Origin of the sequence: Curtobacterium sp. MCSS17_015 (genome assembly GCF_003234265.2) — a bacterium.
Classification (GTDB): Bacteria; Actinomycetota; Actinomycetes; order Actinomycetales; family Microbacteriaceae; genus Curtobacterium.
In genome coordinates, this window is sequence record NZ_CP126256.1 from 1,670,836 (window position 1) to 1,696,914 (window position 26,079).

Annotated in this window: 25 protein-coding genes; 14 read left to right on the forward strand and 11 right to left on the reverse strand. The window is 71.1% G+C overall.

What is annotated here, in order from left to right; translation table 11 throughout:
• Positions 1-8 precede the first annotated feature (8 nt).
• Genes DEJ18_RS07890 through DEJ18_RS07915 form a run of 6 tightly spaced genes read left to right on the forward strand, consistent with a single transcriptional unit; the run spans position 9 to position 6,661 of the window.
• A complete protein-coding gene (locus DEJ18_RS07890) occupies positions 9-581 on the forward strand; it encodes a hypothetical protein (protein WP_111211485.1) in 573 nt (190 codons plus the stop codon).
• Positions 578-1,138, forward strand: coding sequence for a TerD family protein (locus DEJ18_RS07895; RefSeq protein ID WP_111080780.1), 561 nt, complete (start codon positions 578-580; stop codon positions 1,136-1,138). The genes DEJ18_RS07890 and DEJ18_RS07895 overlap by 4 nt, the downstream gene beginning before the upstream one ends.
• The gene (locus tag DEJ18_RS07900) at positions 1,135-2,028 is read left to right on the forward strand and encodes a hypothetical protein (protein WP_111211484.1); all 894 of its coding nucleotides are present in this window, start codon (positions 1,135-1,137) and stop codon (positions 2,026-2,028) included. The genes DEJ18_RS07895 and DEJ18_RS07900 overlap by 4 nt, the downstream gene beginning before the upstream one ends.
• Positions 2,029-2,031: 3 nt before the next feature.
• Positions 2,032-3,198: an HpcH/HpaI aldolase/citrate lyase family protein gene (locus DEJ18_RS07905; protein WP_111211483.1), complete on the forward strand. Its 1,167-nt coding sequence runs from the start codon at positions 2,032-2,034 to the stop codon at positions 3,196-3,198.
• Positions 3,195-5,843 (forward strand): phosphoribosyltransferase domain-containing protein, encoded by a 2,649-nt coding sequence (locus tag DEJ18_RS07910; protein WP_111211482.1) that lies wholly within the window; start codon positions 3,195-3,197, stop codon positions 5,841-5,843. Before DEJ18_RS07905 ends, DEJ18_RS07910 begins: the two co-directional genes overlap by 4 nt.
• The gene (locus DEJ18_RS07915) at positions 5,840-6,661 is read left to right on the forward strand and encodes an HAD family hydrolase (protein WP_111211481.1); all 822 of its coding nucleotides are present in this window, start codon (positions 5,840-5,842) and stop codon (positions 6,659-6,661) included. Before DEJ18_RS07910 ends, DEJ18_RS07915 begins: the two co-directional genes overlap by 4 nt.
• 161 nt (positions 6,662-6,822) lie before the next feature.
• Here DEJ18_RS07915 and DEJ18_RS07920 read toward each other — a convergent pair whose 3' ends face one another.
• The 3 genes from DEJ18_RS07920 to glgA form a co-directional block, all read right to left on the reverse strand.
• Positions 6,823-7,071 carry a type B 50S ribosomal protein L31 gene (locus tag DEJ18_RS07920; protein ID WP_017887280.1) on the reverse strand — a complete coding sequence of 83 codons (249 nt, stop codon included), beginning with the start codon at positions 7,069-7,071 and terminating at the stop codon, positions 6,823-6,825.
• A 110-nt stretch (positions 7,072-7,181) separates the two neighbouring features.
• Complete coding sequence (locus tag DEJ18_RS07925) at positions 7,182-7,964, reverse strand: ABC transporter ATP-binding protein (RefSeq protein WP_111211480.1); 783 nt, start codon at positions 7,962-7,964, stop codon at positions 7,182-7,184.
• A 133-nt stretch (positions 7,965-8,097) separates the two neighbouring features.
• Positions 8,098-9,294, reverse strand: coding sequence for a glycogen synthase (gene glgA / locus DEJ18_RS07930; RefSeq protein ID WP_111080774.1), 1,197 nt, complete (start codon positions 9,292-9,294; stop codon positions 8,098-8,100).
• A 47-nt stretch (positions 9,295-9,341) separates the two neighbouring features.
• Between glgA and glgC the strand changes: the two genes are divergently transcribed.
• Positions 9,342-10,583 carry a glucose-1-phosphate adenylyltransferase gene (gene glgC / locus DEJ18_RS07935; protein ID WP_111080773.1) on the forward strand — a complete coding sequence of 414 codons (1,242 nt, stop codon included), beginning with the start codon at positions 9,342-9,344 and terminating at the stop codon, positions 10,581-10,583.
• Between the two features lie 207 nt (positions 10,584-10,790).
• Positions 10,791-11,429, forward strand: a complete 639-nt coding sequence (gene serB / locus DEJ18_RS07940) for a phosphoserine phosphatase SerB (RefSeq protein ID WP_111211479.1) — start codon at positions 10,791-10,793, stop codon at positions 11,427-11,429.
• A gap of 54 nt (positions 11,430-11,483) precedes the next feature.
• On the opposite strand, the gene fabG is transcribed toward serB, so the two are convergent.
• Positions 11,484-12,197, reverse strand: coding sequence for a 3-oxoacyl-ACP reductase FabG (gene fabG / locus DEJ18_RS07945; protein ID WP_111211478.1), 714 nt, complete (start codon positions 12,195-12,197; stop codon positions 11,484-11,486).
• Positions 12,198-12,361: 164 nt separating this feature from the next.
• Between fabG and DEJ18_RS07950 the strand changes: the two genes are divergently transcribed.
• Genes DEJ18_RS07950 through DEJ18_RS07960 form a run of 3 tightly spaced genes read left to right on the forward strand, consistent with a single transcriptional unit; the run spans position 12,362 to position 14,111 of the window.
• Positions 12,362-12,868 carry a DUF3099 domain-containing protein gene (locus DEJ18_RS07950; protein WP_181434283.1) on the forward strand — a complete coding sequence of 169 codons (507 nt, stop codon included), beginning with the start codon at positions 12,362-12,364 and terminating at the stop codon, positions 12,866-12,868.
• Positions 12,868-13,143 carry a hypothetical protein gene (locus DEJ18_RS07955; protein WP_111211476.1) on the forward strand — a complete coding sequence of 92 codons (276 nt, stop codon included), beginning with the start codon at positions 12,868-12,870 and terminating at the stop codon, positions 13,141-13,143. The genes DEJ18_RS07950 and DEJ18_RS07955 overlap by 1 nt, the downstream gene beginning before the upstream one ends.
• Positions 13,140-14,111, forward strand: a complete 972-nt coding sequence (locus tag DEJ18_RS07960) for an SURF1 family cytochrome oxidase biogenesis protein (protein WP_111211475.1) — start codon at positions 13,140-13,142, stop codon at positions 14,109-14,111. Before DEJ18_RS07955 ends, DEJ18_RS07960 begins: the two co-directional genes overlap by 4 nt.
• Before the next feature lie 95 nt (positions 14,112-14,206).
• On the opposite strand, the gene DEJ18_RS07965 is transcribed toward DEJ18_RS07960, so the two are convergent.
• Complete coding sequence (locus DEJ18_RS07965; protein ID WP_111211474.1) at positions 14,207-15,805, reverse strand: ABC-F family ATP-binding cassette domain-containing protein; 1,599 nt, start codon at positions 15,803-15,805, stop codon at positions 14,207-14,209.
• 114 nt (positions 15,806-15,919) lie between these two features.
• Between DEJ18_RS07965 and DEJ18_RS07970 the strand changes: the two genes are divergently transcribed.
• Positions 15,920-16,519: a biotin transporter BioY gene (locus DEJ18_RS07970; RefSeq protein ID WP_111211473.1), complete on the forward strand. Its 600-nt coding sequence runs from the start codon at positions 15,920-15,922 to the stop codon at positions 16,517-16,519.
• Positions 16,520-16,721: 202 nt separating this feature from the next.
• Here the strand turns inward: DEJ18_RS07970 and DEJ18_RS07975 are convergent, their stop codons facing one another.
• The 5 genes from DEJ18_RS07975 to sufB are packed head-to-tail and all read right to left on the reverse strand — an operon-like array spanning position 16,722 to position 20,921.
• A complete protein-coding gene (locus DEJ18_RS07975) occupies positions 16,722-17,051 on the reverse strand; it encodes a metal-sulfur cluster assembly factor (RefSeq protein WP_110825214.1) in 330 nt (109 codons plus the stop codon).
• Between the two features lie 2 nt (positions 17,052-17,053).
• Positions 17,054-17,827 (reverse strand): Fe-S cluster assembly ATPase SufC, encoded by a 774-nt coding sequence (gene sufC, locus DEJ18_RS07980; RefSeq protein WP_111080765.1) that lies wholly within the window; start codon positions 17,825-17,827, stop codon positions 17,054-17,056.
• Between the two features lie 56 nt (positions 17,828-17,883).
• A complete protein-coding gene (locus DEJ18_RS07985; RefSeq protein ID WP_111080764.1) occupies positions 17,884-18,210 on the reverse strand; it encodes a non-heme iron oxygenase ferredoxin subunit in 327 nt (108 codons plus the stop codon).
• Positions 18,210-19,502 (reverse strand): Fe-S cluster assembly protein SufD, encoded by a 1,293-nt coding sequence (gene sufD, locus DEJ18_RS07990; RefSeq protein WP_111211472.1) that lies wholly within the window; start codon positions 19,500-19,502, stop codon positions 18,210-18,212. Before sufD ends, DEJ18_RS07985 begins: the two co-directional genes overlap by 1 nt.
• Positions 19,503-20,921 (reverse strand): Fe-S cluster assembly protein SufB, encoded by a 1,419-nt coding sequence (sufB, locus tag DEJ18_RS07995; protein WP_111080762.1) that lies wholly within the window; start codon positions 20,919-20,921, stop codon positions 19,503-19,505.
• Positions 20,922-21,170: 249 nt separating this feature from the next.
• Here sufB and DEJ18_RS08000 point away from each other — a divergent pair, with 249 nt between their 5' ends.
• Positions 21,171-22,136: a COX15/CtaA family protein gene (locus DEJ18_RS08000; RefSeq protein ID WP_111211471.1), complete on the forward strand. Its 966-nt coding sequence runs from the start codon at positions 21,171-21,173 to the stop codon at positions 22,134-22,136.
• Positions 22,137-22,569: 433 nt separating this feature from the next.
• Here the strand turns inward: DEJ18_RS08000 and DEJ18_RS08005 are convergent, their stop codons facing one another.
• Positions 22,570-23,499 (reverse strand): heme o synthase, encoded by a 930-nt coding sequence (locus tag DEJ18_RS08005; RefSeq protein ID WP_181431078.1) that lies wholly within the window; start codon positions 23,497-23,499, stop codon positions 22,570-22,572.
• A 462-nt stretch (positions 23,500-23,961) separates the two neighbouring features.
• On the opposite strand from DEJ18_RS08005, the gene tkt reads away from it, so the two are divergent.
• Positions 23,962-26,058 (forward strand): transketolase, encoded by a 2,097-nt coding sequence (tkt, locus tag DEJ18_RS08010; RefSeq protein ID WP_111211470.1) that lies wholly within the window; start codon positions 23,962-23,964, stop codon positions 26,056-26,058.
• Positions 26,059-26,079 lie beyond the last annotated feature (21 nt).

Here is a 26,079-nt window from a genome sequence, read left to right on the forward strand (position 1 = left end):
CGGCTTCCGTGCGTGATCGTCTGCGCGCGCTGTTCGGCCGCGACGACGACGACCAGGACCACCGGGTCACCGATCCGGACGCGGAGACGCCGGCGTCGGCCGCTGCCGCCGCGGCGGCGCGGATCGACGTGCGCGGGTCCGGCGGGGCCGCGGACGACGCCGCTGCGGCAGCCGGGCTCGACGACCTCCGCGCCTACGTCCGAGCGGCCGGGGCCGAGCTGCCGACGGTCGTGTCATCACGGGTCCGGCACGTCGAGGACCTGTTGCGTGAGGCTGCCGGCACGGTGATCGCGCGCGGCGCATCGACCGAGCAGCGGTACCTCTTCCAGGCGATCGTCAACGACTACCTGCCCACGCCCGTCCGCACCTACCGGTCCCTCCCCGCGTCGGACCGGACCGCGGACAGCACCGCCACGGCGACCCTCGCCGGCCAACTCGACGTCGTCGCGGAGACGGTGGAGGACATGCACGAACAGATCAGGAGCGGCGCCATCGCCGAGCTCTCCTCGCACGGGCGGTTCCTGCGGGACCGCCTCGGCGAGGGCGACGAGGGCCTGCGCCTCCGCGGAGCGGGCTCGTGACGGGTCGGCTCGTCCCGGGAGCGAACGCCGCGATCACCGCGGAGAACCCGGGCCTCACGGCGGTCGTCGTCGGGATCTCCTGGGACCAGATCGCCAGCCGCGGTCCGTCCGCCGAGCTCGTCCCGGTCGCGATCGTCTGCGGTCCCGACGGACGCGTGCTCTCCGATGACGACCTGGTGTTCTTCAACCAGCTCGAGAGCGCCGACGCCTCGGTGCGGTACCTCGACGAGTCCGACCAGGAGGAGATCGACGTCGACCTCGCGTCGGTGCCGGACGCGGTCGACAAGATCGTCTTCGCGGTCTACCTCGACCCGGATCCGCGATCGCCGAAGGACCTCGGCTCGGTCCGCTCGATGACCGTGCGGGTCTGCGCCCCCGACGGCCGGGAGCTCGTCGTGTTCCCGCTGCCGTCCGAGCGCAACCACACCATCGACGCGGTCATCCTCGGCGAGCTCTACCGTCACCGCGCCGAGTGGAAGTTCCGCGCCGTCGGCCAGGGCTACACGACCGGGCTGACGGGACTGCGCACCGACCACGGCATCGGCCGCGCGCGATGACGACCGGGCACCCGTTCCTCCGCCGTCGCGTCCGTCCCACGCCGCCCGGCCAGGAGGCCCGCCCCACGTCGGTCGCGCCCGCCACGACCGTCCTCCCCCCGCCCACGGGCGCCCCGGCGGGCACCGGGGTCACGGGGACCGGTGCGACGGGCAGCAGTGGCGCGAGCACGGGCGGCGGCGGGCTGAGTCTGTCCTTCGGTCGGCCGGCCCCCGCCGCCTCCCCCGGGACGGCCACGCCGTCCGGCACCGGCACGACGGCCACCGCCGGTCCTCCGTCCGGGAACGGCCCGGCCCTCCGCGGCGGAAGCGGGAGCGGATCCGCGCCCGTCGCCGGTGCCGGGCCCTCGGACCGCGTCGCCCGTCGGTTGGCGCTCCGGGCCTCCCGGATCCGTCCCTTCCCCGCACCGGACCCACGCGACGTCCGCGTCCTCGACGCCGAGACGCCGGTCGTCCGCCTCGATCGCCGCCGCTCCGCGGTCGGGGCACTCCGCGTCACCGGCTCCACGAGCGCGGCCTGGGAGTCCGTCGACCGGGTGGTGGGTGCGAGGACCGTCGACGGTGCCACGGCCGGACGGTCGGTGACGACCCCCGGCAACCGTCCGCTCGTCGGGTACGACGATCGTGACGTCCTCGTCGCGCTCCGGCACGTCCGCGACCTGCGACGCGCCCTCGTCATGGGTCGCGGTGCGGAGCGGCTCGTCGTCGCGCTGCACGACGGCACGACGCTCGCGGTCGACCCGGGCGACGCCGACACCACCGTGGTCCTCGCGCTCTCCGTCGTCGACGGCGAGGTCGAACTCCGGGCCGAGCCGTTCCCCCGGGCGTCCCACGACGGCGACGTCTTCGCCGCGTTCGGGTTCGTCCTGTCCGCCCCGACCGTCGGAGTCTGACCCGTGCGCCACTTCGCCAACACCACCGACCAGGAACCGCTGTTCCTCCGCCCACCCGAGGACGTCACGCGGGACAGCGACCAGGACCTGCGAGCGGTGGCCCTCGGCGCGACGCTCTACACGCCGGGGATCCGGCCGGACCTCGTCCGCGACGTGCGCCGTCAGACGGAACTCGGTGCCGGCTCCATCGTGCTGTGCCTCGAGGACTCCGTCGCGGACGACGACCTGCCCCGGGCCGAGGCGAACGTCGAGACGGCGCTCCGGACACTGACCGAGCACCTCGACCCGTCGACGCTGCCGCAGCTGTTCCTGCGCGTCCGGACCCCCGACCACTTCGCGCGGCTCCTCGACCGCTTCGGCGACCGCGCCCTCGACGTGCTGAGCGGGATCGTCCTGCCGAAGTTCGAGAACGGTGACGGTGTCGGCGCCCGCTGGTTCGAGGTCCTCGACGCGGTGAACGCCAGCCGTGACGCTGCCCGGCGGCTGCTCGTCATGCCGATCCTGGAGTCCCCCGCGATCATGCACCGAGAGTCGCGCACCGAGGCCCTCGCCGACGTGCACGACCTGCTGCTCGACCGGCGGGCCGACGTCCTCGCGGTCCGCATCGGCGCGACCGACCTGTCGAGCGTCTACGGCCTGCGGCGCCCGTCGCACCTGACCGCGTACGACGTGCAGGTGCTCGCGTCCGTGATCGGCGACGTGGTGAACGTCCTCGGCCGCGCACAGGACGGCTTCGTCGTCTCCGGACCGGTGTGGGAGCACTACCCGGACTCCGACCGGGTGTTCCGCACGCAGCTCCGCACGACGCCGTTCCAGGAGGCCGGGGACCTGGCACTCCGCCGCCAGCTGCTCCTGGAGGGCTTCGACGGGCTGCTGCGCGAGGTGACCCTCGACCGGGCGAACGGCCTGACCGGCAAGACGGTCATCCACCCGCGCCACGTGCCGCTCGTGCACGCCATGTCGGTGGTGAGCGATGAGGAGTTCTCGGACGCCTCGGACGTGCTCGCGAACGCGACGGGCGGGGTCGCCGCCTCCCGGTACGGCAACAAGATGAACGAGATGAAACCGCACCACGCCTGGGCGGAGCGCACCATGCTCCGCGCCCGGGCGTTCGGTGTGGCCACCCCGGACGTGACCTACGTCGACCTGCTCGAGCGGAGCCTCCCGTGACCACGACCACGACCACGATGCCCACCCCCGCCGACCTCGGCGTCGCGCTCGTGGACGACGCCGACGGCGAGCTCGCCGTCCCGCTGTCGTCGCTCGTGCGGCTCGCGCTCCGCCGCAACCCGAAGCGGGCGCACCTGCTCGTGTCGACGGTGCTCGCGAAGCACGTGCCCACCGTGCCGGCCGTGGCGCTCCTGGCCGGGGAGGCGCTCGGTGCCCGCGTGGCCGACGTGCTCGACGGCGGCGCGCGCTTCGACGCCACCGCAGCGGCACGGTTCCGCGCGGTCCTCGACGCGCAGAACGGCGCCGACGCGACCCGGCCGGACGCCGACGCGCACGACACGCTGCACCGTGCCGCGACGACCCTCCGGACGGACCTGGCGTCGTCCCGTCCGACGCGCCCCGACGCCCTCGTGCTCGGGTTCGCGGAGACCGCGACCGCCCTCGGCGCGATGGTCGCCGAGACGCTCGGCGCCGCGACCCTGCACTCCACCCGGCACGAACTCGCCGGTGCGACCGCCGCCGCCGGCTTCGACGAAGCGCACTCCCACGCCACCGCGCACCGTCTGCTGCCGGCGCACGACGACTGGTTGCCGACGGACGGCACGGTCGTGCTCGTCGACGACGAGCTGAGCACCGGTGCGACGGCGCGCGCCACCATCCGCGCCCTCCACGCGATCGCGCGGCAGCGGCGGTGGGTGGTCGCCGCGCTCGTCGACCTCCGGTCCGACGCGGACGTCGCCGCCACCGAAGCCCTCGCCGTCGAGCTCGGCGCGCCGGTGGACGTCGTCGCGCTCGGCCGCGGCCGGGTGACGCTGCCGGCGGGCCTCACCGAGACCGCCGCGGACGTCGTCGCCACGCTGGCCACCCCGCTCGGTCCGGACACCGCGCCCGGCGGGGTCGTGTCGGACGGGAGGCCCGCTCCGGACCCGGCGCGCACCTCCCGTCCGGACGCGGTCACCGTGCTGACCGCAGCGCCGACCGCCGTGGACCGGAGGGGCACATCCGCATCGCGGGTCCGCACGCCGCGCACCGACGTCGAGGGCACGGCCGCCGACCTCGCGGCCGTGCTCGGCGACGTACCGAGCCGGGTCCTCGTCCTCGGCACCGAGGAGCACATGGCGACGCCGCTCGCACTGGCGGACGCCCTCCGCCGTCGTACCGGAGCCGACGTCCGGTCCTCCACGAGCACGCGCTCCCCCGTCGCCGTGCTCGACGACCCCGCATGGCCGATCCGGTCCGGTGTCCGCCACCGGTCACACGACGACACCGTGGACGGTCCGGGCGAGCGGTACGCGTACAACGTTCGCGGGTTCGACGCGATCGTCGTCGTCCCGGAGCCCGGCACCGACCGGGCCCGCCTGGAGGGCGCGGACGGGCTCCTCACGGCCCTGTCCGCCGTGACGTCGCACGTGGTGCTCGTGTCGAGCGCCCTCGACGCCGCCGACACGGCGCGCGCCGACGCCCCCCAGCAACCGCGGCCGCTCACCGGTCCGTCCTTCGGGTCGTACGAGCCGGACGACGTCACCTGGTTGCTGCAGGACCTCGCCGACGCCGCCCTCGAGGCGGACACCGCCGACCGGGAGCGCGCGATCCAACTCGAGGGCGCGAACTACGCCGAGTCGCTGCCGGTCGAGTACGTGCCGTCCGAGGCGTACGAGGCGCTCTACCGCGACGCACTCGCCCGATCCGCCGACCGCATCGCCGAATCGGTGGGCGTCGTCACGGACCTCGTGCTACGCGACCGGCCGCGCGCCGTCCTCGTCTCGCTCGCCCGGGCCGGCACCCCCGTCGGCATCCTCATGCGTCGGTGGGCCGCCGACCAGCGCGGCGTGCGTCTCCAGCACTACACGGCGAGCATCGTCCGGGGTGTCGGCATCGACGAGACCGCGCTCCGGTGGCTCGCGGCGCACCACGACCCGGCGCAGGTCGTCTTCGTCGACGGGTGGACCGGCAAGGGGGCCATCACGCGCGAACTCACCGACGCGCTCGACCGCTTCGCAGCGTCCGACGGGGTCCGCTTCGGCGACGAGCTCGCCGTCCTCGCCGACCCGGCCGGTTGCACGCCGCTGCACGGCACGCGCGACGACTACCTCGTGCCGTCGGCCTGCCTCAACTCCACCGTCTCGGGCCTGGTCTCCCGGACGGTGTTCAACCGCGCCTGGACGCCCGAGGGGACCCTGCACGGCGCGAAGCAGTACCGCGAACTCGCCGATCGGGACCGCTCCCGGTCCTTCGTCGCGACGATCGCGGCCCGCTTCGACGCCGTGCGGCCGCGGGTCGACGCCGCCGTCGCTACCGACGGCGGTCCTGCATCCCGCACGGTCGACTGGCGCGGCATGCGGAGCGTCGAGGCGATCGGTGCCGAGTACGGCATCGAGGACCTGCACCTCGTCAAACCGGGGGTCGGTGAGACCACGAGGGTGCTGCTGCGCCGGGTGCCCTGGCAGGTGCTCGTCCGGGACCCGGACGACGTCGACATCGCGCACGTCGTCGCCCTCGCCCGGGAGCGCGGGGTGCCGGTCGTGGTCCGGCCCGACCTGTCCTACAGCTGCGTCGGGCTCATCCACCCGCTCGGGAGCCGGGTGAGCGAGGCCGCTGCTCCGACGACCGAGGCGCCAGCCGCGACGACCGGGGCCGGAGCATGAGCGCCCTCGTCGGGTTCGACCTCGACCGGACCGTCGTCTACTCCTCGGCCGCGCTGATGCTCGACGGTCCGGACGAGCAGGCCCCCTCCCTCGTCGTCACCGAGGTGTACCAGGGCCTGCCGCTGTCCTTCATGACCCGGACCGCCGAACGTGCCCTGGCGGACCTCGCCGCGCACGCCGTCGTCGTGCCCGTCACCACCAGGACCGTCGCGCAGTACCGACGGATCCACCTCCCGCTGCCCGAGACCGGATGGGCGGTCACCACGAACGGCGCCGTCGTGCTCCACGACGGCGAACCGGACGCCGCGTGGACCGGGACGCTCCGCGACGAGATCACGGACTCCTCGGCACCGCTGCCGGAGGTCGAACAGCGTCTGGCCTCGGACCTCCCGGCCGGAGCGGTCCTGCGCACCCGTCGGGCCGAGGACCTGTTCGTGTACGCCATCGTCGAACGCGCCGAGCTGCCGGCCGCGGCGGTCGAGTCGTTCGCCGCGGACCTCGCCGGCCTCGGGTGGCGCGTGTCCGTGCAGGGGCGGAAGCTCTACGCGGTCCCGATGCCGATCCGGAAGGAACGTGCCCTGGCGGCCGTGGCCGAACGGGTCGGCGCGACGAGGACCGTCGCTGCCGGGGACTCCCTGCTCGACCGGGAGATGCTCGCCTGGGCCGACGTCGCGATCCGGCCGGCGCACGGCGAGTTGCACGCCGTCGGGTGGACGGCACCGAACCTGACCGTCACCGCGGCCCAGGGCGTCCTGGCGGGCGAGGAGCTGATCGGCCTGGCAGCCGCGGCCGTGGCGGACCTGCCGGCACGCGCCTGAGCAGCAGGTGCCTCGGGCCCGCCCCCGATGCCGAGGACGACGACCGCGTCCGCCGCGGACCGTTCGGGTCCGGAGCGGACCCGGGCGACCGTGCCGGCCCGGAACGACGAACGGGCGGCCCTCCCGGAGGAGGACCGCCCGTTCGTCAGCGCGCCGGCTGCTTACTTGCTGAAGCCCTTGAAGCGCTGGTTGAACTTCTCGACGCGACCGGCCGAGTCGAGGATGCGCTGCTTGCCCGTGTAGAACGGGTGCGACGCGGACGAGATCTCGACGTCGATGACCGGGTAGGTCGCACCGTCGAGCTCGATGGTCTTGTCGCTGTTCGCGGTCGAACGCGTCAGGAACGTCTCACCGGAAGCCAGGTCACGGAAGACGATGGCGCGGTACTCGGGGTGGGTGTCGGTCTTCATGGGGATTCCTCGGTGGATCGCGATGACGGAAGATGGGAAGTCGGTGGCGGACGCCAGCCGTCCACGTTACCAGACGGCGGGACGGATCGGGAGCGCCGGGTTCGGGCGTGTCAGGCCGCGCGGGCGGTCCAGCGCCCGGAGTCCTTCGACACCGTGAGCTCGACGCCGAAGGCGGTCGTGAGCGTCTCGGCGGTCAGGACCTCGTCGATCGGGCCGGACGCCTGCACGTGGCCGTCGGACAGGACCAGGGCGTGCGTGAAGCCCGCGGGGATCTCCTCGACGTGGTGGGTGACGATGACGATCGCCGGCGAGTCCTCGCTCTGCGCGTAGCCGCCGAGGGTGCGCACGAGGCTCTCACGGGCACCGAGGTCGAGCGAGGCGGCCGGCTCGTCGAGGAACAGCACCTCGGGGTCGGTCATCACGGCTCGGGCGATCTGCACACGCTTCTGCTCGCCGTCGCTCAGCTCGCCGAACGTCCGGTCGGTGAAGGCGCCGAGACCCCACTCCTCGAGCACGCGCTGCGCCCGGCGGACGTCGAGCTCCTCGTACTCCTCGTTCCAGCGTCCCGTGACCGAGTACGCGGCGGTGAGCACGACGTCGATGACCTTCTCGGTCACCGGGATCCGGCGGGCCAGGGCCGTCGACGCGAAGCCGATCCGCGGTCGGAGATCGAACAGGTCCGCGCCGCCGAGTCCGGTGCCGAGCACCTCGACCTCACCCGAGGTCGGGAAGGTCTGCGCGCCCGCGACCTGCAGGAGCGTGGTCTTGCCGGCACCGTTGGCACCGAGCACCACCCAGCGCTCGTCGTCCTGCACCTCCCACGAGATCCCGTCGAGGATGGTGGCCCCGTTGCGGACCACGGAGACGTCTGACAAGCGCACGACCGAGGGCATGTCCTCAGCCTACGCGAGGGGCGTGCGCTCCCCCGTCAGCGCCGCGCTCGAGGCGCAGGACCGGGACGGCTTGGAGGCCCGGTGCCGGTCGCGTGGACCGGCACCGGGCCTCCGGACCGTCGTCCGTGTGCCGTCAGCGGCCGGCGAGGACCTCGTCGTAGACAGCGCGTGTCTTCGTGGCGATGGCGCCCCATGTGAACTCGCTCTCGACACGCAGACGGCCGGCGCGGCCCATGAGCTTCGCCAGCCCGAGGTCGTCGAGCACCTCGTTGAGGGTCGCCGCGAGGTCGGCCACGTACTGCTCCGGGTTCGTCGGGGTCCCGGTGCCGTCGGTCGCCTGGTCGATCGGCACGATGCGACCCGTCAAGCCGTCGGCGACGACCTCGGGGATCCCGCCGGTCTTCGTGCCGACCACGGGGATGCCGCACGCCATGGCCTCGAGGTTCACGATGCCGAGCGGCTCGTAGATCGACGGGCAGACGAACACCGTCGCGCTCGAGAGCACGTGCACGATCTCGCGGTGCTCGAGCATCCGGTCGATCCAGATCACGCCGTTCCGGCGGGTCCGGAGGTCCTCGACGAGGCCGGTCACCTCGGCCAGGATCTCGGGTGTGTCCGGCGCGCCGGCGCAGAGCACCACCTGGACGTCCTCGGGCAGCGAAGCCACCGCGCGGAGCAGGTACGGCAGTCCCTTCTGCCGGGTGATGCGGCCGACGAAGACGACGCTCGGACGGTCCGGGTCGATGCCGAGCGCACGGACGGCGTCGTCGTCGCGCTCGGGCTTCCAGTCGTCGATGTCGATGCCGTTGTAGACCACCTTCACGCGGTCCGGGTCGATCGACGGGTACGAGCGGAGGATGTCCGCGCGCATCGCCTTCGACACCGCGACGACGCCGTCGGCGTTCGTGAACGCCTCGCGCTCCATCCAGCTCGACAGGCGGTACCCGCCGCCGAGCTGCTCGGCCTTCCACGGGCGGAGCGGCTCCAGACTGTGCGCGGTGACGACGTGCGGGATGCCGTGCGTCAACTGCGCCAACCGGCCCGCGGAGTTCGCGTACCAGGTGTGCGAGTGCACGAGGTCCGCGCCCTCGACGTCGGCGGCGATCTGCACGTCGGTGCCGAGCGCCTGCAGCGCCCCGTTCGCCTGCTCGAGGCCCGCGGGCGTGCGGTAGGCCGACACGCCCTCCTCGTCGCGGGACCCGCCGAACGCGCGGACACGGACGTCGGTGTCCGTTCCCGACCGCAGCGCCGCGGTCAACTGGGCAACGTGGACACCGGCTCCGCCGTACACCTCTGGCGGATACTCCCTGGTCAGTAGATCGACTCGCACGCGTTCACGGTAACGGTTTCCCAGTGCTGACGCCTACTGTGAACGACATGGCAACGAAGAAGGTATTCGGCATCGTCCTCGCCGGCGGCGAGGGCAAACGACTCATGCCGCTCACCGCGGACCGTGCGAAGCCGGCCGTGCCGTTCGGTGGGAACTTCCGCCTCGTGGACTTCGCGCTGTCGAACCTGGTCAACTCCGGGCTCCAGCGGATCGTCGTCCTGACGCAGTACAAGTCGCACTCGCTGGACCGGCACGTCTCGCAGACCTGGCGCATGGAGGGGCTGCTCGGCTCCTACGTCGCCTCGGTCCCCGCGCAGCAGCGGCTCGGCAAGCGGTGGTTCGCCGGTTCCGCCGACGCGATCCTGCAGTCCCTCAACCTAATGCGTGACGAGCGACCCGACATCGTCGTCGTGGTCGGCGCCGACCACGTGTACCGGATGGACTTCTCCCAGATGGTGGAGGCGCACATCGCCTCGGGCCGCAGCGCCACCGTCGCCGCGATCCGCCAGCCCATCGAACTGGCCGACCAGTTCGGCGTCATCAAGGTGGACGACGCCGACCCGACGCGGATCGAGGCCTTCCTCGAGAAGCCGAAGGACGCCACCGGCCTGCCGGACTCACCCGGCGAGGTCCTCGCCTCGATGGGCAACTACGTCTTCGACGCCGACGCCCTCGTCGACGCGGTGCTCCGCGACGGGCAGATCGAGACGTCGAACCACGACATGGGCGGCGACATCATCCCGGACTTCGTCGCGCGCGGCGACGCCGGCGTGTACGACCTGCAGCGCAACGAGGTGCCGGGGTCGAACGACCGCGACAAGTACTACTGGCGCGACGTGGGCACGATCGACTCGTTCTTCGACGCGCACATGGACCTCATCGCCCCGGTGCCCGTCTTCAACCTGTACAACCAGGACTGGCCGATCTTCAACCAGCAGACGAACCTGCCGCCGGCGAAGTTCGTGCGCGACGCGAACGGGAACACCGGCGCGACGGTCGACTCCATCGTGTCGCTCGGCTGTCTGCTCTCCGGCGCACAGGTCGAGCGCAGTGTCATCGGCCCCTGGGCCACGATAGATTCGCAGGCGAAGGTCCTCGACTCGATCGTGTTCGAGCGCGCGACCATCGGTGCCGGCTCGATCGTGAACCGGGCGATCCTCGACAAGGACGTCGTCCTCGCACCCGGTGCCTCCGTCGGACTCGACCGCGAAGCCGACGAGGCCCGTGGGTTCACCGTCACCGACTCGGGCATCACCGTCGTCGGCAAGGGCGTGCGCGTCGAGGCCTGACCCGTCAGGCCGGAGCTGCCGGCCCCCCGCGGACACGACCCCGTCGCCCCGGTCCGGGCGGCGGGGACGTCGTTCGTCCGGGCGTCCGGGTCGAGCAGTGCCGATCCAGCCCGCTCGGTGTCGGCCCCGCTCGCGCCACGGCCACGAGCGTCGCCCGGTGTCGGCCCCGCTGCGTCACACGGCCCGTCCTCCCGCTACCGTGGTCGGGTGCCGCGCTTCCTCGTCGTCCTCGATGCCGACTCGACCCTGCTCGAGGACGAGGTCATCGAACTCCTCGCCGACGCCGCCGGGACCCGGGCGCGCGTGCAGGCCGTCACCGAACGGGCGATGCGCGGTGAGATCGACTTCGCGGCGAGCCTCCGCGAGCGGGTGGCGACGCTGGCGGGCCTGCCTGTCGAGGTGTTCGCCCGTGCACAGCAGGCGGTCCGCGTCACCGCGGGGGCCGATGCCCTCGTCCGGGGCGTGCACGCCGCGGGCGGCACGGTGGGCGTCGTCTCGGGCGGGTTCCACGAGGTGCTCGACCCGTTCGCCGCCACCCTGGGGCTCGACCACTGTCGGGCGAACCGGCTCGAGGTGCGGGACGGCGCCCTGACCGGGCTGGTGCTCGGCGACGTCGTCGACGCCGCAGCGAAGGCGGTGGCGCTCCAGGAGTGGGCGGCCGACGACGGCGTCGGGCCCGATCGCACGGTCGCCGTGGGCGACGGTGCGAACGACCTGGGGATGATGGCCGTCGCCGCACTGTCGGTCGCGTTCGACGCGAAGCCCCTCGTCCGCGCCCAGGCGGACCTGGCCGTCGTCGACCGCGACCTGTCCGTCGTGCTCGCGGCGCTCGGCCTGCGCGGCTGACCGCCAGCCGGCCAGCCGGCTGACCGGCTGTCAGCGCGTCGGTGCGTCAGTGCGTCAGTGCCCCATACCGAGTCCGCCGTCGACCGGGATGACCGCGCCCGAGATGTACCCGGCACCGTCCCCGGCCAGGAACAGCGTCGCCTCCGCGACGTCGTCGACGCTGCCGTACCGTGCCGCCGGGATCGCCTTCTTGAACTCCGCCTGCAGCTCGTCGGACAGCGCTGCCGTCATGTCGGTCTGGATGAAGCCCGGCGCCACGACGTTGGCCGTGATGCCGCGCGAGCCGAGCTCCCGCGTGATCGAGCGGGCCATGCCGACCAGTGCGGCCTTGGACGAGGCGTAGTTCACCTGTCCGACCTGCCCGTACGCGCCCACGACACTCGACATCAGGACGATGCGGCCGAACTTGGCCTTCATCATGCCCTTCGTCGCGCGTTTCACCACGCGGAACGTGCCGGTGAGGTTGGTGTCCACCACGCTCGTGAAGTCCTCCTCCGACATGCGGAGCAGGAGCTGGTCGTTCGTGATGCCCGCGTTCGCCACGAGCACCTCGACCGGGCCGAGAGCGGCCTCCACCTGCGAGAACGCCGCGTCGACGGAGGCCGTGTCGGTGATGTCGGCCTGCACCGTGAGTGCTCCCTCGGGTCCGCCCCGACCGCTGCGCGACGTCACGGCGACCCGGTGACCGGCTGCGACGAACCGCTCGGCCAACGCGTGGCCGATGCCGCGGTTGCCGCCGGTGATGAGGACGGTACGGGGGGTGGTCATGGTCGCTCCGTTCGCTGGTGGTCGCTGGCACCTCCGGACGTCGGCCCGGACACGCCCGCACGAGCCTACCGGTGCGCTCCCGGCGAACGGCCGGTGCCCGCAGCGCCTCCCGGATGTCGCACCCCGGGCGTAAACTGGAGGCCGGCAGACGGAGACCCCACCGCATGAACCGCAAGACGCAGAGCACGCAGCGCATCCAGCTCCAGCGCTCGACCCCGGAGCACGTCACCGCGCGTCCGATGGCCGCGCAGAACGTGACGACCCTCCCGGACAACCCCGAGATCGACCGCGCGCACCGCCTCTCCCGCTACGTCTGGCAGATGGCCTTCCGCGTGGTCTGCTTCGTCGCCGCGGTGCTCATCTGGAGTGCCTGGCACACCTGGATCGCGGTCGTGCCGATCCTCGCCGCGGCCGTCGTGCCGTGGGTGGCGGTCGTGCTCGCGAACGCCGGCAACCGGACCGGCGGGGACGTGGTCCGTCCCGGCGGGGCGATCGAGCTGTACGACGCGGTCGACCCACGGATCCGCGACGAGCAGGAGGAAGCCAGGGCCCAGGCGTACCGCTCCGAGCAGGAGCGTCTCCGCGACGAGGCGCAGCGGGCACAGGAGGACTGGCAGCGGAACGGCGACCGCTCCCGCGTCTGGCCGACCAGGAACGGCAGCCGCCGCTGATGGGAGCGACGTTCGACCTGTTCACCGAACCCGGCGCGACGCCGATCTGCTCACGTGCCGGGTGCAGGTCGACGGCCGCGTGGCGGGTGAACTGGCGCAATCCACGCATCCACGCCGCCGACCGCGTGAAGATCTGGGCTGCCTGCGACGAGCACTGCGGTTTCCTCGCCGACTACCTCCGGTCGCGCTCCTTCCCCGTCCGCGTCACGGGCATCGACGAGGACGTCGAAGCCCTCGACGACTCCGCCGCCCGCGTCGCGGGTGAGGGGCGATGACGGACGGCTTCGACCCCGGTTCCCGGTACGGTCGTCGTCACGCGGAGCGACTCCGCCGGGCCGCTGCGCGCGACGACGACTCCGACACCACCGTCGGACGACACCCTGACGACCGGGTCGTCGGCTGGGGGTTCGTCCGGAGCCGTCGATGGCTCGGCTACTTCGCCATCGCCGTCGCGTTCGCGATCGTGTGCGCGCTGTTCGGCATGTGGCAGTGGGACCGTCGCAACGAAGCCGTCCGCCAGAACGCCCAGATCGCCGCCAACTACGACCACGCCCCCGTCCCGGTCGACGGCGTCCTGCCCCGTGCCGGTACCTGGAGCGACGACCTCACGTGGCTGCGTGTCAGCGTCACCGGCCGGTACGACGCCGACCACCAGCTGCTCGTCCGGAACCGGGTGCACAACGGTCAGCCCGGCTTCGAGGTCCTCACACCGCTCGTCACCGCTGACGGCCGCGCGTTCGTCGTCGACCGGGGGTGGGTGCCGACCGGCAACCGTCAGGACAGCCCCGACAGTGTCCCGGCTCCCCCGAGCGGCACCGTCACCGTCGTGGTCCGGCTGCAGGAGTCCGAGCCGCGCATCCCCGGGCGCAGCGACCCGGCGGACTCCGACCAGGTGCAGTCCGTCACCCTCGCCGACGTCGCCGACAAGGCGGGGCACCCGATCTGGACCGGCGCGTACGGCCAGCTCGACAGCGAGTCCCCCGCTCCGACCGAGGCACGACCGCTGGGCTGGGAGCGGCCGAGCGCCGACACCGGCCTGCACCTCAGTTACTTCATCCAGTGGTTCCTCTTCGCGATCGGCGGGTTCGGCTTCCTCGCCTACGTGATGGTGCAGGAGTACCGGAACCTCAACCAGGACGACCCCGAGGAACGCGAGCGCGCCCTCGACCGGCAGCGGCGCAAGGACGCCAAGCCGAAGTCCGACGCCGAGGTCGAGGACGAACTGCTCGAGTCGCGGCGCTGATCGGCGGACGACGCTGACGGAGCGCCCGACGGAGCGAACGGACGGGAGGCCCGTGGCGGTGTCGCCACGGGCCTCCCGTCCGTCGGCCTGACGGCCTACGCGAGCTCGATGAGCTCCGCGTACTCCTTGTTCCAGTGGTCCTCGGTGCCGTCCGGGAGCAGCAGGACACGCTCCGGGTTGAGCGCCTCGACGGCACCCGCGTCGTGCGAGACGAGGACGACGGCGCCCTCGTAGCCGGCCAGCGCACCGAGGATCTCCTCGCGCGACGCCGGGTCGAGGTTGTTCGTCGGCTCGTCGAGGAGGAGCACGTTCGCGCCGGACACGACGATCATCGCCAGTGACAGGCGGGTCTTCTCGCCACCGGAGAGGACCCCGGCCTTCTTGTAGCCGTCGTCACCGGTGAACAGGAACGACCCGAGGACGCGTCGGGCCTCGGTCTCGTTGAGCTCCGTCGACGCCGACACCATGTTCTCGATGACGGTCCGGTTGACGTCGATGTTCTCGTGCTCCTGGGCGTAGTAGCCGATGCGCAGGCCGTGCCCGGGCTGCACTTCGCCCGTGTCCGGCTGGTCCGCGCCCGCGAGGATGCGGAGCAGCGTCGTCTTGCCGGCACCGTTGAAGCCGAGGATGACGACGCGCGAGCCGCGGTCGATCGCCAGGTCGACGCCGGCGAAGATCTCGAGCGACCCGTAGGACTTCGACAGCCCCTCGGCCATGAGCGGGGTGCGCCCGCAGGCGACCGGCGTCGGGAAGCGCAGCTTGGCGACCCGGTCGGCGACGCGCTCGTCCTCGAGGCCGGCGAGCAGCTTGTCGGCTCGCGCGACCATCTGGTGCGCCGCCGCGGCCTTCGACGCCTTCGCACCGAAGCGCGCGGCCTGGTCCTTCAGCGTCGCGGCCTTCTTCTCGGCGTTGGCGCGTTCCTTGCGGCGGCGCTCCTCGTCGGCGACGCGCTGCCGCTGGTACAGCTTCCAGCCCATGTTGTAGATGTCGATCGTCTGACGGTTCGCGTCGAGGTAGAACACGCGGTTCACGACCTCGTCGACGAGTTCGACGTCGTGGGAGATGACGATGACGCCGCCGGCGTAGGTCTTGAGGTGCTCCCGGAGCCACACCACCGAGTCGGCGTCGAGGTGGTTCGTCGGCTCGTCGAGGATCATCGTGTCCGCGTCGGAGAACAGGATGCGCGCGAGCTCGATGCGGCGGCGCTGTCCACCGGACAGGGTCTTCAGCTGCTGGTCGAGGATCCGGTCCGGCAGCTTGAGGTTGGAGGCGATCGACGCCGCCTCGGCCTCGGCCGCGTAGCCCCCCAGCGCGTTGAACTCGTCGTCCAGGCGGGAGTACCGCTTCATCGCCTTCTCGGCGACGACCGGGTCCTCGCTGGCCATGTCGAGCGTCGCCTTGCGGATGCCGTCGACCAGTTCTCCGAGGCCGCGGGCGTCGAGGATGCGCTTCCGAGCGGTGTCCTCGGGATTCCCGGACCGCGGGTCCTGCGGCAGGTAGCCGATCTCGCCGGATCGGTCGATCTTGCCACCGGTGGGAGTGCTCTCCCCCGCCAGTGCCTTGGTCATGGTGGTCTTCCCGGCGCCGTTCCGGCCGACGAGGCCGATCTTGTCACCCCGCTCGACGCGGAAGGACACGTTCTCCATCAGGAGGCGAGCCCCGACGCGGATCTCGAGGTCGTGCACGGCAAGCACAGAGGTCGTCCAATCAGTTGGTGGATGTGCACAACGGTGTGTGCGGGAGGTGCACCGCTACGCTGACGGGACCGATGGTCCGAAACGGACCAGCAGTCCATTCTAGGAGAATCCATGACGAACGCCACCGGGTTCGCTCCCCGCGCAGTCCTCGCCGACCGTCTGCGGACGCACGGCCTCGCCACCGATGCCGCGCTCGTCGCCGGAGGCGCGCTGTTCACCGCCGCGCTCGCGCAGGTCGAGGTCCCGATGTGGCCGGTCCCCGTCACCGGTCAGACCCTGGCCGTCGTCCTCGTCGGCGCGACCCTCGGAGCTCGCCGCGGTGTGCTCTCGATGCTCGTCTACGCGATCGTCGGACTCGCCGGTGCCCCGTTCTTCGCCGACGCGCAGGGCGGCCTGCAGGCCCTCACCCTGCCGAGCTTCGGCTACGTCATCGGCTTCATCCCCGCCGCGGGGCTCATCGGCTGGCTCGCCCGCCGCAACTGGGACCGCAAGGTGGGACGCGCCGTGGTCGCGTTCACGCTCGCCAGCGCGGTGCCGTTCGTGACCGGGCTGCCCTACCTCGCCGTCGCGCTCGGTCAGCTCGGCCTCCCGAACGACCTGCAGGCGGTCCTGGCGGCGGGCCTGTACCCGTTCATCGTCGGTGGCATCGCCAAGGCGCTCATCGCCGCGGGCGTGCTGCCCCTGATCTGGACGGCCGTCGGCCGCCGCTGACCCCGCACGCTCGCACGAGGGCCCCGCACCGACAGGCTGCGGGGCCCTCGTGCGTGCTGGGCGTCCCTGTCCACTCCCCACCCGGCACACGCGCCAGGCGTGCCCGACCCCGACCACGTGACGCAGGCGCACGCGGGACGACGGACGGGAGGCCCGGTACCCACTGGTACCGGGCCTCCCGTCCGTCGTGTGGTGGCGTGGGCTAGATCGAGAACCCGAGCGCCCGCATCATCTCGCGACCGTCGTCGGTGATCCGCTCCGGACCCCACGGTGGCATCCAGACCCAGTTGATGCGGAACGCGTCGACGATGCCGTCGAGGGCATTCGCGGTGTCGTTCTCGATGACGTCGGTCAACGGGCAGCCGGCGCTCGTCAGCGTCATGCTGATGATGAGCGCGCTCGCCTCGTCGTCCCAGGCCAGGTCGTAGATGAGTCCCAGGTCGACGATGTTGACGCCGAGTTCCGGGTCCTGGACCTCCTTGAGGCCCTCGACGACCTCGTCGAACTTCTCGGGGGCGAGTGTGGTGATCATCGTCACTCCGCCGTGGCCGCAGCCGCGGCCTGCACGTAGCGGTCGTAGCCCTCGTTCTCGAGGCGCTCGGCCAACTCCGGTCCACCCTGCTCGGCGACCTTGCCCGCGACGAACACGTGCACGAAGTCGGGCGTGATGTAGCGGAGGATGCGCGTGTAGTGCGTGATCAGCAGCACGCCGAGGCCGGTGGCCGCCTTGGCGCGGTTGACGCCCTCGGAGACGATCTTCAGCGCGTCGACGTCGAGGCCGGAGTCGGTCTCGTCGAGCACGGCGAACTTCGGCTTGAGGAGCTCGAGCTGCATGATCTCGTGGCGCTTCTTCTCGCCGCCGGAGAAGCCCTCGTTGACGTTGCGCTCTGCGAACGACGGGTCCATCTTGAGGTCCGCCATCGACGTCCGGAGGTCCTTGACCCACCCGCGGAGCGCCGGCGCCTCACCGTCGATCGCCGTCTTCGCCGTCCGGAGGAAGTTCGACACCGTCACGCCGGGGATCTCGACCGGGTACTGCATGGCGAGGAACATGCCCGCGCGCGCCCGCTCGTCGACGCTCATGGCGAGGACGTCCTCGCCGTCGAGCGTGATCGAACCGCCGGTCACGTGGTACCGCGGGTGACCGGCGATCGTGTAGGCGAGCGTGGACTTGCCGGACCCGTTCGGGCCCATGATCGCGTGGATCTCGCCCTCGTTGATCGTCAGGTCGACGCCCTTGAGGATCTCCTTGGTGCCCTGGTCGGTGTCGATCGAGACCTGCAGGTCACGGATTTCGAGAGTGGACATTGCGTTCCTTCGGTCGTGGCTGTGGTGCGGCGTCAGCCGCGGAAGAAGTGGACGGGTCAGTCGACGGGGACGGGGTCGTGCACGTCGACGTAGACGTCGCCGTCGCGGACCTCGACCCGGAAGACCGGGACCGGCTCGTACGCCGGGAAGTTCTTCGGCTTGCCCGTCGTCAACGAGAACTGCGAGCCGTGCGCCCAGCACTCCAACGAGTCGTCCTCGACGAAGCCCTCGGACAGCGAGATCTCTCCGTGGGTGCAGGTGTCGCCGATCGCGTGCACCGTGCCGGCCGAGTCCTTCACGATGGCAACCGCGGTGCCGTCGACGACGACACGCATCGGGCTGTCGACCGCGATGTCGGCCTCGGCACAGACCTTCTCGGCCATCAGGTGTCGGTCCCCGTGGACTCGACACCGACGAGGTCGGCTGCAGGCCCGGCCAGGACCGTCCGGCCCTCGGCGAGCTCCTGCTCGACCGCCGCGATGAGTCGTTCCTCGAGCGCCGGGGCCCCGATCTTCTGGATGACCTCGACCAGGAACCCCAGGACGACGAGGCGGCGGGCCTCTTCCTCGGGGATCCCGCGGGCCTGCAGGTAGAACAGCTGCTCGTCGTCGAAGCGACCGGTGGCACTGGCGTGCCCGGCACCCTCGATGTCGCCGGTCTCGATCTCGAGGTTCGGGATGCTGTCCGCGCGGGTGCCGTCGGTCAGCACGAGGTTGCGGTTCTGCTCGTACGAGTCCGTCCCCGGAGCGGTCCGCCCGATCAGGACGTCACCGATCCAGACGGTGTGCGCGCCGTCGCCCTGCAGCGCGCCCTTGTAGTTGACCCGGCTCCGGGTGTTCGGAGCGTCGTGGTCGACGTAGACCTGCTGCTCGATGTACTGCCCCGCGTCAGCGAAGTACACGCCGTACATCTCCGCGTCGGCACCCGGTGCGCCGAGGTGCGTGGACGGGTTCACGCGGACGACGTCGCCGCCGAGCGAGACCACGACGTGCTTGAGGAAGGCGTCACGCCCGACCTCGGCGAAGTGGGTGGACACGTGCACGGCGTCGTCGTCCCAGTCCTGCACGGTGACGACGGTCAGACGCGCACCGTCCTGCACGACGACCTCGAGGTTCTCGCTGAGGAGCGCCGACCCACGGTTGTCGATCACGACGATGCCCTCGGCGTGCTGTTCCGCCGTGATCACGGTGTGGGCGGCGCGTGGCTGGGTGCCGAAGTCCGACCGGGTCACGGTGATGAACTCGTGCTCGTCCGTGGCCTTCACGGTGATCGCGAGGACGGCGTCCCGAGCGCTCCAGGCAGCAGCTGCCGCCCGGTCCTCCGGCAGGCCGGCACCACCGACGCGGGGGTCGTCGCTGCGACCCCACTCGACGTCGGCGCCGGCGGACTGCGTCGCGAGGAAGGGGTACGCCGACCCGTCCAACGCGCTCTCGAGGAGCGGCCAGATCTTGTCGAGCGGCGCGAACTTCCAGTTGACCTCTCGGCCGGTGACGGCGGGGAAGGCGTCGACGTCACCCGAGCGGAACCGCTCGGAACGCGTCTGCACCGGCACCTTGGTGTCCCAGCCGCCGTCGGAGTGCGCCCGGGCGCCGTGCTGGTCCGTACCGCCCGACGTGAGCGTGCTCGCGGGCTCCGTCGGCTGGTCGATGTGGGGAGGAGGGGTGGTGCTGGACATCTAGCCGACGGATCCTTCCATGCTCATCTCGATGAGCTTGTTGAGTTCGAGTGCGTACTCCATCGGGAGTTCGCGGGCGATCGGCTCGATGAACCCGCGCACGATCATCGCCATGGCCTCGTCCTCGGGCATGCCGCGGGACATGAGGTAGAACAGCTGCTCCTCGCTGACGCGGGAGACGGTGGCCTCGTGGCCGAGCTGCACGTCGTCGACGCGGATGTCGATCGCCGGGTAGGTGTCGCTCCGCGAGACGGTGTCGACGAGCAGGGCGTCGCAGCGGACCGTGTTGGCCGAGTGGTGCGCCGCCGGGTCCACGCGGACCTCGCCGCGGTAGCCGGCGCGGCCGCCACCGCGTGCGATCGACTTCGAGACGATCGAGGACGTCGTGTACGGCGCCATGTGGATCATCTTCGCGCCGGCGTCCTGGTGCTGCCCCGGGCCGGCGAAGGCGACGGACAGGGTCTCGCCCTTGGCGTGCTCACCGGCGAGGTAGATCGACGGGTACTTCATCGTGACCTTGGACCCGATGTTGCCGTCGATCCACTCCATCGTCGCGCCCTCGTGCGCGATCGCACGCTTGGTCACGAGGTTGTAGACGTTGTTCGACCAGTTCTGGATCGTCGTGTACCGAACGCGGGCGTTCTTCTTCACGATGATCTCGACGACGGCCGAGTGCAGGGAGTCCGACTTGTAGATCGGGGCGGTGCAGCCCTCGATGTAGTGGATGTAGGAGTCCTCGTCCGCGATGATCAGCGTGCGCTCGAACTGGCCCATGTTCTCGGTGTTGATGCGGAAGTAGGCCTGGAGCGGGATCTCGACGTGCACGCCCTTCGGGACGTAGACGAACGAGCCGCCGGACCACACGGCCGTGTTCAGGGCGGCGAACTTGTTGTCGCCGGCCGGGATCACGGTGCCGAAGTACTCCTCGAACAGCTCCGGGTGCTCACGCAGCGCCGTGTCGGTGTCCATGAAGATGACGCCCTGCTGCTCCAGGTCCTCGCGGATCTGGTGGTAGACGACCTCGGACTCGTACTGCGCGGCGACACCGGCGACCAGGCGCTGACGCTCGGCTTCCGGGATGCCCAGACGCTCGTAGGTCGCGCGGATGTCCTCGGGGAGGTCCTCCCACGACTGCGCCTGCTGCTCCGTCGACTTCACGAAGTACTTGATGTTGTCGAAGTCGATGTCCGACAGGTCGGCACCCCAGGACGGCATGGGCTTGCGGTCGAAGAGCTTGAGCGCCTTGAGGCGGTTCGCTCGCATCCACTCCGGTTCGCCCTTGCGCTCGGAGATGTCGGTGACGACTTCTTCCGACAGGCCTCGGCGCGCGGAGGCGCCAGCCACGTCGGAGTCGGCCCAGCCGAATTCGTACTGGCCGAGCCCTTCGAGCTCGGGACGGTCGATGAGCACGTCGGACATGGTCTCCTCGTTTCCTTCTCGCAACAGCGTCTCCGGTACAACCCGGTGGTGTCGGACACCATTCCACCGCGGGCCGCCGACACGGCGGACCGGGTGTTGCTGCCTCGCAACGTCGATGCTTGCACGCAGCGCCGGCATCGATCGGCGATCTCGGCCCATTCGGAGCCGGCGCCTGCCTAGACTTGACTGCTGCTGAACCCTCGAATCCTACAGGTCCAGGGCCCGGAACAACAGGAAGGCACCACCCTCGTGACTCGCGTCGCACCTCCCGTCGAGCAGGACGTCCGGACCCCGACCCGCTGGTGGTCCCTGCCGCGGGCCGTCGACCGCCGTGTCGTCGTCCTCGCCTGGGCGTCCTTCGTGGTCGAGGTCGTGCTCATCGGCACCGGTGGCCTGGTACGGCTGACGGCATCGGGGCTCGGTTGCCCGACGTGGCCGAAGTGCACGACCGATTCCCTGGTGTCGACGCCGGAGATGGGCATCCACGGGGTGATCGAGTTCGGCAACCGTCTGCTCACCTTCGTGTTGGTCATCGTCGCGATCGCGATGTTCCTGGCCGTGGTCCGCATGCGTCGGAGCCGGCCCGAGCTGTTCTGGCTCGCCTTCGCCCAGGGTGCGGCGATCCCGGCACAGGCCGTCATCGGCGGCATCTCGGTCATCACGAACCTCAACCCGTACGTCGTGGGATTGCACTTCGTCGTGTCCGCCGTGCTCACGAGCGTCACCGCGGCACTCGTCGTCCGCTCGGTCAACGGCCCCCGTCTCCGCGACCGGATCGTCCCGCCCTGGTACCTCGGGGTCGTCCGGGGCACCGTGGTCGCCGTCGCACTGACCGTGCTCGTCGGCATCCTCACCACCGGCAGCGGGCCCCACGCCGGCGCGAGCGAGCGCGTGGACGGCGGCGCCCTGCACCGGACGGGCTTCGACACGGAACTCCTGCAGCACCTGCACGCGATCCCGGCCTACGCCACCTTCGCCCTCACGCTCGTCCTGGTGGTCAGCGCCGTCCGGATGCGGATGTCGAGCCGCGCGGTGCTCCTGCTGCTCGTGGTCGAGTTCGTCCAGATCGCCGTCGGGCTCACGCAGGCGAAGACCGGTCTGCCCGTCGGCCTCGTCGGCGCGCACATGGTGCTCGCCGGACTCCTCGTGGCGGCCATGACCGCGGTGGTCCTGTCGACCCGTTCCAGCGCGGGTCGGGACGCCGTCCGCGCCTGAGTCGAGCGGGCGTGTCGGAACGCTCCGGCGGCCGCCCGTGAGACCGTCGGTGGTGCCTCCGTCGACACCGCCGTTCCGGACTGACGCCCAGGCGTCCGCACCAGCCCACCCACCGTTGGTCGACCGACGCCGTCGCTCCGGCGGACGAACGGCTGTCCGCACGAGCCCGTCGGGTCCATCTGCGCCTCGGGCGTCTCGTTGCGCCCGCTCCGTGTCCCACGCTGAAGCGTCACCTCGCGGGTGGCCGCCGGGTGCGGTACCGCGGCCGGACGGGAGGCTCGACCCGGCACCGCGTCCCACGCCTCCCGTCCGGAGGCGCCCCGCGTCCTCGGCGGAAGGAGCGCGGCACGGGCGTCCCCCGCCGGCGGCACCACGACGACGGCGGGCCCGGTCTCCACGTGGAGAGACCGGGCCCGTCGTCGGACGAGACGCGTCAGATCGAAAAGGTGAACACCTGCGGCAGCAACGGGTCGATGCCCACCGCGATGAAGAGCAGCGTCAGGTAGGTGATCGAGCTGCGGAAGACGCGCATCGGCTGCACCTGCTCCATGTGCTGGATCGCCCGGTTGTAGAGCAGGTGTGACTCGACCACGAACCAGATGCCGGCGGCCAGCGCGACGACCGTGTACAGCGGTCCCATGTTCGCGACGGGGACGAGGAGCAGCGAGCACACCAGGGTGGCCCAGGCGTACAGCACGACCTGCAGACCCACCACGGTGCGACCACGGACGACGGCGAGCATCGGCACGTCGGCGGCGTCGTAGTCGTCGCGGTACTTCATCGACAGCGGCCAGTAGTGCGGCGGCGTCCAGAGGAAGATCACCATGAAGAGGATCACCGGCGCCCAGGTCAGCGACCCGGTGACGGCGGCCCACCCGATGAGCACGGGCATGCACCCGGCCGAACCGCCCCAGACGATGTTCTGCGGGGTGCGGCGCTTGAGCCAGAGCGTGTAGACGAACACGTAGATGAGGATCGCGGCGATGCTGAGGGCCGCAGCGAGCCAGTTCACGAAGACGACGAGGACGACCGTGGACGCGATGCCGAGCACCCACGAGAACACCAGCGCCTCGCGGTCGGAGAGCTCACCGGTCACGAGCGGCCGGGTGCTCGTCCGCTTCATCAGGCGGTCGATGTCACGGTCGATGTAGCAGTTGAAGGCCGACGCCGAACCAGCGGACATCGCGCCGCCGAGCATCGTCCAGAAGACGAGCCACAGGTCGGGCACGCCGCGTTCGGCCAGGAACATCGTGGGCGCCGTCGTCACGAGCAGGAGCTCCATGACGCGCGGCTTGGTGAGTGAGACGTACGCCCGGACCTTGCGGGACAGCATCGACCGACGAACGGTGTCTGGCCTGGTCACGGTGGCAGTCGGCAAGGGAACCTCAGTCTGTTTCGCTGCAGTTCGCACACTCGGGTGGACGTCACCGTCGGCGTCGGGGCATGCGTGTCCGCGGAATGGTCGCGGTCTTCCTGCAGTTTACGCGATGGACGGCGCCACGACGATGTCCCGCCGCTGTCCACCCCGATCCGGACATCCCGTCCGCTCCCCCGTCGGGACCCCGATCGACGGCCGAGTCGGACACGCCCGGAGGTCGTCCGACCACGGGATCGTCATCGAGCCCCGCCGGTCGCCTGGACACCTTCTGAGTGCCGGTTCACTATGCTGGAGAGGCCCTCCCGCAGCGTGCCCCGATGACGTCGGCCGCGTTCGAGCCGGTCGGCTGCCGGCAACGGCACCGCGACGGAGCCCCGGGTCGGCAACATGTCCGTGCGATGGCACGAGCCCTCGCACATGTCGCATCAATGAAGGGTCAACATCCAAGTGGCTGAATTCACCTGGGACGCCATCGACCGGAAGGCCGTCGACACGGCCCGCGTCCTCGCCGCCGACTCTGTCGAGGCGGCCGGCAACGGTCACCCCGGCACCGCGATGAGCCTCGCGCCGCTGGCTCACCTCCTCTTCCAGAAGGTGATGCGTCGCGACCCGAGCGACTCCACGTGGATCGGCCGCGACCGCTTCATCCTCTCGGCTGGCCACGCCTCGATCCTGCAGTACGTGCAGTTCTACCTGCACGGCTACGGCCTCGAGCTCGATGACCTGCAGCACCTGCGCAAGTGGGGCTCGAAGACCCCGGGGCACCCGGAGTACGGCCACACCGACGGCGTCGAGATCACCACCGGTCCGCTCGGCCAGGGCCTCGCGTCCTCCGTGGGCTTCGCCTACGCGCAGCGCTTCGAGCGCGGCCTGTTCGACCCGGAGACCCCGGCCGGCCAGTCGCCGTTCGACCACTACACCTACGTGATCGCCGGCGACGGCGACATGCAGGAGGGCGTGACCAACGAGGCCGCGAGCCTCGCCGGTCGCCAGCAGCTCGGCAACCTCATCGCGTTCTACGACTCGAACCAGATCTCGATCGAGGACGACACCGACATCGCGTTCTCCGAGGACGTCCACGCGCGCTACGAGGCGCTCGGCTGGCACGTCCAGGTCGTCGACTGGAAGAAGACCGGTGAGTACAGCGAGGACGCCGAAGCGCTCCACGCCGCCGTCGAGGCCGCCAAGCAGGTCCACGACAAGCCGTCGCTCATCGTCCTCAAGACGATCATCGGTTGGCCGTCGCCGACCAAGCAGAACTCCGGCAAGATCCACGGCTCCGCGCTCGGTGCCGACGAGCTGAAGGGCCTCAAGGAGGTCCTCGGCTTCGACCCCGACAAGACCTTCGACGTCGACCCCGAGGTCCTCGACTACACCCGCGGCGCGATCGCCAAGGGCCAGGCCGAGCACGCCGAGTGGCAGAAGTCGTTCGACGCGTGGGCCGCTGCCAACGCCGACAAGAAGGCGCTGTTCGACCGCGTCCAGGCGAAGGAGCTCCCGGAGGGCCTCGAGGCCGCGCTGCCGGTCTTCACCTCCGAGAAGGCCGTCTCGACCCGTGCCGCCTCCGGCAAGGTCATCAACGCCATCGCGCCGCTCATGCCCGAGTTCTGGGGTGGGTCGGCCGACCTCGCCGAGTCGAACCTCACCACGATCGAGGACGGCAAGTCCTTCGGTCCGGCCGAGGCCACGACGAAGACCTGGACCACCGACCCGTTCGGCCGCGTCCTGCACTTCGGCATCCGCGAGCACGCCATGGGCTCGATCCTCAACGGCATCGTCCTGCACGGGAACACCCGTCCCTTCGGCGGCACGTTCCTCATCTTCAGCGACTACATGCGTCCGGCGGTCCGTCTCGCCGCGCTCATGAAGGCGCCGGCGATCTACGTCTGGACGCACGACTCCATCGCCCTCGGCGAGGACGGCCCGACGCACCAGCCGATCGAGCAGATCAGCTCGCTCCGCGCGATCCCGGGTCTCGACGTCGTCCGCCCCGCGGACGCCAACGAGGTCGCGTACGCCTGGCTCGAGATGCTCAAGCACCAGGACCGCCCGGCCGGCATCGCGCTGAGCCGCCAGAACCTCCCGGTCTTCGAGCGTGGGGAGAGCGACGCCTCCGGCGAGACGCTCGCCTCCGCGAAGAACGTCGCCAAGGGCGCCTACGTCCTGGCCGAAGCCCCGAACGGCACGCCGGACGTCATCCTCATCGGCACCGGGTCCGAGGTGCAGATCGCGCTCGACGCGCGTGAGCAGCTCAAGGGCGAGGGCATCAACGCCCGCGTCGTCTCGGCTCCGTCGCTCGAGTGGTTCCACGAGCAGGACGAGGCGTACCGCGAGTCGGTCCTGCCGAAGGCCGTCAAGGCGCGCGTCTCCGTCGAGGCCGGCATCGCGATGAGCTGGCGCGACATCGTCGGGGACGCCGGCCGCAGCGTGTCGATCGAGCACTTCGGTGCCTCGGCCGACTACCAGAAGCTGTTCGAGGAGTTCGGCTTCACCACCGAGCACGTGATCTCGGCCGCCAAGGAATCGATCGCAGCAGCATCCTGACCCCCTGGGCCGGGTCCGGAC